The following is a 7,660-nucleotide window of genomic DNA, read 5'->3' on the forward strand; positions in this document are numbered from 1 at the left end:
TCCGCTATCCTTTTTTCATCGATCAAGGCCCGACCGAGTTGACCATTTTTCCATTGACCCTACAGCGGACCGCCCGCACCTACCGCGGCGTGTTGAGTTTTGCCAGTACTGCGCACTTGCCTACCGAGCCGGAAGCGTATTTGCATCCGCTGGAATTTGCCCAGTACCAGACCCTGCGTATTCCGGCCCGTCAGACTTCCTTTTTGTTAGGGCGTTTTCTGGCCCGCCAAACGCTCCATACGTACCTGGGAGAAGCATCGCCAGACGTCTACCTGACGTCCGGGGTATTTCAACAGCCGCTGGTCGTCGGCACGCCGACTAGCGTGGGCGTGAGCCTTTCGCATACCGCCGACCAGGCCGCGTGTTTGGTTTTTTCGGAAGAGCATCCCATGGGTGTGGATCTGGAGCGCGTACAACCGGGCAATTGGGAAAACATCGGTTCGCAGCTCACGCCCCACGAAAAAGGTCTCTGGGATGGCAAAGAGTCGATGGATGCGTTTTACACCCGGCTCTGGACGGTGAAAGAAGCACTCTCGAAAGTGCTGCGCACCGGGCTGACCGTCTCTATGGAGTTCTACGAAATCGCCTCCGTTACCCGGCAAAAGGACCTCACGTGTTGCCAGTTCAAGCACTTTTTGCAATACAAAGCATTGACTTTTGCGTGGAACGCGTGTTTCTGCACGGTGGTGTTACCTGCCGAATCAGAGTATACAATGACTGAAGCGAGGGAAAAAATCGATCTGCGGCGCCGTTTGTATAGTTAATTCAACTTTATTGTCCAGTAAAAGCCGATTTTTTGTAGATGAATCGATGGTGATTAGAGGTAGTTTATGTTTGTACATCTTTTTCTTACATCGCTATATTATGACTAAGGTACTGTAAATCAATAGGGTGGAGAATCTCTATTTTCGTGCCAGTAACTCACTTCTAGTATTCACCCTAATTCTACAGTACATGGCCGCTTTTGGTACCTCTTTCCTGAGTGCCATCATTCACGGAAATGATAGTCTTGATTTGCCTCCCAAACTTCGCCGGAAAATAGGCCCTACCAACATTCTGGCTTTCTTATTAATTACTACCGTTGCGATACCCTTCGTAGGAATTTCGCTGCTCTATTATCCGTCCCTAGCCTGGATTCCGGCTGCCGGGGGCATTACCTGCGCGCTCGTGATTATGATGAACTACTGGGGCGGCATTGCCGTATCGCGCTACATCATCTCGCTCCTGCCGTTTTTTCTGGCTTCCAGCTACAACCGGATTTTGTGCGGACCCGGCGACGAGCCCATCACCAGCGTTTTTCTGGTAGAGTTCAGCTTTGCGCTGATTCCTTTTGTGATCTTCGATCTGGAAGAAAAGGTGGCACTGGCCATCCTGTGTAGCATTACCTTCCTGGGAATCATGACGTTTCCCATCACCAGCCAGTGGGTAACCCTAGAGGCCGATACCACCGTCATTCGGCAGGGTTGGGTCAGTGTAGTAGCCAACGCACTCGGTGTGTTGACAGGCTTTGGTTGCCTGATTGGCCTGGCCTCCATCAACAAACAGGCCGAAAAACAGGTGGAACAGATGCTGACGTTGGCGGAGGAAAAGAATACCGCGATGGAAGAAGCTTCGGAATCGCTGCGCCTGAATCTGGAACAACTCGAGGCCGCCAAAGAGTCGGAGCGCCAACGCAACTGGACCTCCGAGGGAATTGCCGCCGTCTCTGAAACCATTCGCACCCACCAAAACCAAAAAGACATTTACGATCGGCTACTGATGCAGATCGTTCAGTACATGGACGTTAATCAGGGCGCGCTTTACATCGTGGAAGGCAGCGATGAGGACCTGCGGCTGAGCATGAAAGGCTGCTACGCCTACTCGCGTAAAAAATACCGTGACTACTCCTGCAAACCCGGCGAAGGCCTGATCGGACAAATCTACCTGGAGCGGGAGGCCCTCGTAATGACCGAAATTCCCCCCCAATATGTAAAAATTACCTCCGGGGTCGGCGCGGCCACGCCTTCGTCGCTGGCCGTCATTCCGCTCAAGGTGAACGAAAGTGTGGAAGGCATTCTGGAATTGGCTTCGTTCCGTGCTTTTGAGGAATACGAAGTCGAGTTTTTAACGAAACTAGGTGAGTCGATTGGCTCGTTCGTCCAGAGCCATCGGGTTAGTGAACACACCCGGGCCCTCTTGGAAGAGACGCAACTTCAGGCGGAGATGATGCGAGCGCAGGAAGAGGAAATGCAGCAGAACATGGAAGAGCTGGCGGCCACGCAGGAAGAATACGAGCGGAAAACGCGGCAATACGAGAAGCAAATCGAAGACTACAAACAGGAAATCCGGGAGCTACAGCAGCTCATGGCCACCAAAGTTTAACGTAACAGCGAATCAGGAAAAAAGCCCGCTATGTTCGAATATAGCGGGCTTTTTGTTTATCCAGCTTACGCAACGCCTAGAGTAGAGCACTAGTATTTTACAATCCGTTGGATCGGCAAGCCTTCTGAGTGCAGAAAATAAAGTCCGGTAGGCAGATGCTGGACCGAGATTTCGGTTTGTCCTACCACCTCCTGTCGCATGACTTCGCGGCCTAACGTATTGAAAATACGTATTGAATGAGAGCCGTCTGCTTCGACTGTGAGTACATCACGAACAGGATTCGGGTAGATTGACAAGGAGAAGTTTGTTGTAGCTTGTGCTCCAGAAGCTGATCTGACCAATGGACTGCTGTACGCATCAATCTGAATATCCCCCATCTTGACAGGAGTAGTTGGGTCTGCGTTATCATCTGCCCCGGATTGAGTGTCATAAACAACAACGCCTCCTGCATCTTGATCCCAAATTTTGACACGAAGCATGTCAGGAGCACTACTGCTGTGCAGATCACTGTCTATCGAAGAGATGAGGAATCCGTAATTCCCGCTACCGTTGATCTTGCCTGTGCCTTGAAAGATGGCATTATCATCGTTAATGGCTAACCATTCAAAATCTTCACTCAGAAATTCGCCCACTGATGCAACTGTTAATCCTAAGTAGGTATACCCGGAAGGTACAGTATCGTCGGGCTCATCATAAGCGACTAAAAAACCAAAATAAGCGGTTCCTGTGGAAGCTGGCGAGTCGGGGTTTGCATTAGAAGGAGAGGTGAACGAACCTGCACCGCTCACGGAACCTGCCAACGGATCGTAGATAACGACATACTTATAGGGGTATGTATATCCTTCACAGCCCCCTTCAGTAGTGACATTGACAGTATAGACACCAGCAGTGAGGTAAGTGTGAGAAGCCGTAGCCGTATGACCCTCTAAGACTTCAGCCGGTTCGGTGGTGCCATCGCCCCAGTCAAAAGATACTCCTTCGGGTCTGTAACTCTCGAAATAGGCTTCCAACGTGATTTCCGTATTTACGGATTGGGGGCCTGTTGGCGAGGCTGTAAACGAAGGCGGAATGTCGCAATTGGGTTGACTGTATTTGACGGTTGCGTAGTCGTAACCGTACCCTGAACCTCCGTTGCTGAAGCCAGTTACGTAAACGTTGTTTGCGTCGTCGGTAACTAGTGCCGCGGCTCTGTCATACGAATTTGCTGGTCCGTCGTATCGTTTTTCCCACAACTGATTACCAGTAGAGTTATCGTACTTTACTGTTGCGTAGTCAAAACTACTAGTACTTCCCAGACTAAATCCCGTTACATAGGCATTGCCTGAATTATCAACGTCGATGTCCATTGCATAATCGGCACCGTTACCAGGACCATTGTAGGTATTAGCCCACTGTTGACTTCCGCTACTGCCATTGTATTTCACAGTGGCGTAATCATAATCAGTACTATTGTCTAGGCTGTAGCCCGTCACATACACATCGCCAGCGTAATCTACGGCTATCGCTGTGGAAATGTCATTGTTACTGTCATCGCCATTGAACCGATTTACCCATACTTGAGTACCCGTAGTAGCATTATACTTAACAGTTGCATAATCTAACCCCGTGCTACTGCTGCCGTAGCTGGGGCCTGTCACATACACATAACCTGCATTATCGACAGCAACCCCAACACCTTGGTCATTGTTATTGCTGGGACCATTGTAACGACTTGTCCATTTCAGGTTACCACCTGTGTCGTATTTTACCGTGGCAACATCGAACTTGGTGTTATTGGAGCCGTTCCAACTTCTACCTGTTACGTAAACGTTGCCCGAAGCATCCAGGGCCAATGCCGTAGCAACGTCTTGGTTCACATTGGGGCCATTGTAGCGTTTTACCCATAATTGGGTACCACTGGGACTGTACTTCACGGTGGCGTAGTCATAATTATAGGTAGTACCGCCGTAGCTCTGACCTGTTACATACACATTGCCTGCGTCGTCAACCGCCAGGGCCGATGGGCTGTCATAGCCATTGATAGAGCTATAATTGTAGCGTTTAACCCAAAGCTGAGTGCCGCTGGCGTTGTATTTTACAGTAGCATAATCATAATCAGTACTACCCCCATAGCTGTAGCCTGTAACGTATACATTACCCGAATTATCGACCGCTATCGCTACCGGACTATCGTCCCCGCTCTGTTCATAACGACTGACCCATTGTACCACGCCTTCTGCGTTGTATTTCACAGTGGCGTAATCGTAGTCGGTATCGTTGTCTAAGCTGTAGCCTGTAACATATACATTGCCTGCATCGTCGACCGTCAGCGCTGTCGCATAATCGTTACCTTCCTGTGCGTTGTCGTATCGCTCTACCCACTCTTGATTTACTTGTGCGTGAAGTGTAGCACTCAGGAGTAAGCTCCCTGTTAAAATGGTAATTTTATGCATCATTTTACTTGGTTAAAGCCTGAAAATCTAGTTCAACGGTGATGTCCCGAACTTCGGGGAGAAGTTGCGGTTGGAAAAGTTCAGGGCGAGGCTTATTGCAGCTACCCTGTACCGTCTGCTTTGGTTTGAGAACGAGGTGGCGCGATTTCTCCAAGGGCAAACGCTCACCCTGTGCATCTACCGTAAAGAGCGTGTAAGACAAGGCGGTCTTCTTTTTACGAGCATTGCTAATGCGACAAGCCACGTACTCAGGGCCATCGCAGTCTACAATCTGGTAAGAAAAAGTAACCCCATGTTTCTTGTAGATCGTCTGCCACTTTTCTTTTTTGGGCTTTTGTGCTTTTTCAGCGCGCTGCGCCTGAACTGTGGTGAAGCTCAGCAGCATTAGGAGTAAAAGAGGTGTTTTCATAAAGACTAGCGTAGTTAATTGATATAAGAAAATAGGTTAGGAAGAAACGTGTTTATACTGGCAGTATGGTAGTAGGACAAGCATTCAAAAATTGTTTTGGCCAAGGCATACGATGCTCAGCAACTATAAAAGCCTTTTACAAAACATCGGATAAGGGCATCTGTGTCGTATAATTTTTACTAGCGATGTGCCTTATGCGATGGCGAAGTAATGGGTCTGTGAATTGATTATTCTCCCGGTGTGTAGTGAGCTCTGTAGAAGAGCAGGTATTAATGCATTGGCGCAATTACAGGCAAACCGAATGTGCCAATTATATTCTGACGTACTTCTTCTAAAGTCTACTTGCTACAGATAAAGAATTGGAATGATTTTTCTTGTTTCTTATCGTCTTGATGATTAAGAGGTTATGTGGCTCATTCCAACTAGCGAGGCTCAAGGTACTACTATTTATAAGTACAAGTAAATACCTATTTTTAGGTATTTTGATGTAATCTCACCTCCTGATTTCCAGAGGTGTGTTCATGTTGTTTGATAGAGATGTTCCCTAAGCTGTCTTTACATCCCATGTACGTTTACCATGGCGTTACTGTGGCTGAATGAAGCATTGTACGACACACTAACCCTGTATAGATAGGGCTGCGTGCTCAGTTCCTGTTGCGTTAGGAGAAAACTCGGTGCCGTGCAAATGCCTACCTTGCCGGCATGTCCAGTCTACTACCCTCTGCGGTGCCGATGGAGGAACTCTTGCAATTTTTAGAAACGTACCTGACCGATGAACGGCGACAGAAACTTGTGGAGGTGGCACGCCAGCGTACACGCCATCTGACCGTCGTAGTAGAAGACTCCTTTCGGGAGCAAAATGCCAGTGCCATTGTGCGTACTTGCGACTGTTGCGGCATCCAAGACCTGCACCTCGTGGCGAATTCGTCCGATTACCAAGTGGCAGAAAACATTGCCATGGGAGCCCGAAAATGGGTTGACCTCCACCTGTACCGCGATCATCCGGACAACACCGTGGCTTGCCTGGAGCGTTTGCGGGCAGAGGGATATCAGGTGGTGGCGACCACACCGCATCAACGGGCGGCCACGCCGGATACGTTCGATCTGAAACGCCCGTCGGCGCTATTCTTTGGGCGGGAAAAACGTGGACTTTCGCCGGTGGTGTTCCAGGAGGCCGATGCTGTGTTGCACATTCCGATGGTGGGCTTCACCGAAAGCTATAACATCGCCGTTTCGGCGGCCTTGGTACTCTACACGCTAACACAGCGTTTGCGGCAACAGGAAGACACAACGTGGCAACTGGCACCCGACGAAGCGCTGGTGCTGCGTTTGCGGTGGGCGTTGCGTTCGTTGCCGCGCGGCCGGGCCTTGGTAGAGCATTTCTATGCGCAGCGAGGACAGCCCTTCCCTGCGGAACTCGACAGTTGGTTATGACCCTAGATCAGGACGCCTAAAGAGGAGAAAGAAAGGTGCGCGGAGATGGCGGCGCACCTTTTATTTATTATTCTTCAGCGGCCAGCAAAGTGATGCTGGCACCGTGCAGGCCGTCGGCGATGCGAATCTGGCACGACAGACGACTCTCGTCCTCAACGTAGGGGAGGGTATCGAGCATGTCGAGTTCGGCATCTTCCGGTTCGGGAACGTCGGCGTTTTCCAGGCGGATGTGGCACGTGGCACAGAGGGCCATGCCGCCGCAGGTGGCCTGGATAGGGTATTCACTGGCTTTCAGGAATTCCATCAGGCTGAGCCCCATATCGGTGGGCGCTTCGAGTTCGGTCTGGGAGCCGTCAGGTTCGTTGACGGTAAATTTTACGAGATCCAAAGAAGTAGAGATTACAAATGAGCAAATTTCAAATAGCGTGGTGTCGCCAAGCCAGGCTTCTGCCGCCGGTTTGCGTTGCAGTGCTTAGAAGGCCTGGACACCGTTGACGGTGGTGTACTTCAGGGAGTACTTCTTGTCGGGGAACACCCGGGCAAAGGCACTCTGGGCCATCAGGGCCGCCTCGTGAAAGCCGCACAGAATCAGCTTCAGCTTGCCCGGATAGGTGTTGATGTCGCCGATGGCGTAGATGCCCTCCACGTTGGTGGCGTAGTCCACCGTGTTGACCTCGATGGCGTTGCGGTCCAGGTTCAGCCCCCAGTCGGCCATCGGCCCCAGCTTGGGCGAGAGCCCGAACAGGGGAATGAAGTGGTCGGTCTGGAGCAACAGCTCCAGCTTGGCTTTGTCCACCACCCGCACTCCCTGCAGGTGGCCGTTGCCCTCCAGGCCGGTCACGTTCGACTTGAGCAGGAGCTGGATCTTGCCCTGCTGGGTTAGTTCCAGCACCTTCTCGGCCGAGTCAGGCGCGCCACGGAAGGTCTCCCCCCGGTGGATGAGCGTGAGCTCTTTGGCCACCTCGGCCAGGTAGATGGCCCAGTCCAGGGCCGAGTCGCCGCCGCCGGCCAGCACCACCCGCTG

7 protein-coding genes are annotated in these 7,660 nt (G+C 51.1%); 3 read left to right on the forward strand and 4 right to left on the reverse strand.

Features of this window, described 5'->3' with window-relative positions; all coding sequences use genetic code 11:
• Nucleotides 1–38: 38 nt before the first annotated feature.
• The gene (locus BLR44_RS23875; protein WP_089686923.1) at nt 39–764 is read left to right on the forward strand and encodes a 4'-phosphopantetheinyl transferase family protein; all 726 of its coding nucleotides are present in this window, start codon (nt 39–41) and stop codon (nt 762–764) included.
• Between the two features lie 250 nt (nt 765–1,014).
• Complete coding sequence (locus BLR44_RS23880) at nt 1,015–2,361, forward strand: GAF domain-containing protein (protein WP_218127166.1); 1,347 nt, start codon at nt 1,015–1,017, stop codon at nt 2,359–2,361.
• An 89-nt stretch (nt 2,362–2,450) separates the two neighbouring features.
• On the opposite strand, the gene BLR44_RS23885 is transcribed toward BLR44_RS23880, so the two are convergent.
• Together BLR44_RS23885 and BLR44_RS23890 are read right to left on the reverse strand one after the other, a co-directional pair.
• Nucleotides 2,451–4,796: an SBBP repeat-containing protein gene (locus tag BLR44_RS23885; protein WP_089686927.1), complete on the reverse strand. Its 2,346-nt coding sequence runs from the start codon at nt 4,794–4,796 to the stop codon at nt 2,451–2,453.
• A 1-nt stretch (nt 4,797) separates the two neighbouring features.
• Complete coding sequence (locus BLR44_RS23890; protein ID WP_143017441.1) at nt 4,798–5,202, reverse strand: hypothetical protein; 405 nt, start codon at nt 5,200–5,202, stop codon at nt 4,798–4,800.
• Between the two features lie 702 nt (nt 5,203–5,904).
• On the opposite strand from BLR44_RS23890, the gene BLR44_RS23895 reads away from it, so the two are divergent.
• Nucleotides 5,905–6,636, forward strand: a complete 732-nt coding sequence (locus BLR44_RS23895; protein ID WP_089686931.1) for a TrmH family RNA methyltransferase — start codon at nt 5,905–5,907, stop codon at nt 6,634–6,636.
• 67 nt (nt 6,637–6,703) lie between these two features.
• Here BLR44_RS23895 and BLR44_RS23900 read toward each other — a convergent pair whose 3' ends face one another.
• Both BLR44_RS23900 and BLR44_RS23905 read right to left on the reverse strand, forming a co-directional pair.
• Nucleotides 6,704–7,024 (reverse strand): 2Fe-2S iron-sulfur cluster-binding protein, encoded by a 321-nt coding sequence (locus BLR44_RS23900; RefSeq protein WP_089686932.1) that lies wholly within the window; start codon nt 7,022–7,024, stop codon nt 6,704–6,706.
• A gap of 84 nt (nt 7,025–7,108) precedes the next feature.
• On the reverse strand, nt 7,109–7,660 hold a 552-nt coding region (locus tag BLR44_RS23905), incomplete at its 5' end, for an NAD(P)/FAD-dependent oxidoreductase (RefSeq protein ID WP_143017442.1).

Source organism: Catalinimonas alkaloidigena, from assembly GCF_900100765.1.
In the GTDB taxonomy this organism is placed as follows: Bacteria; Bacteroidota; Bacteroidia; order Cytophagales; family Flexibacteraceae; genus Mooreia; species Mooreia alkaloidigena.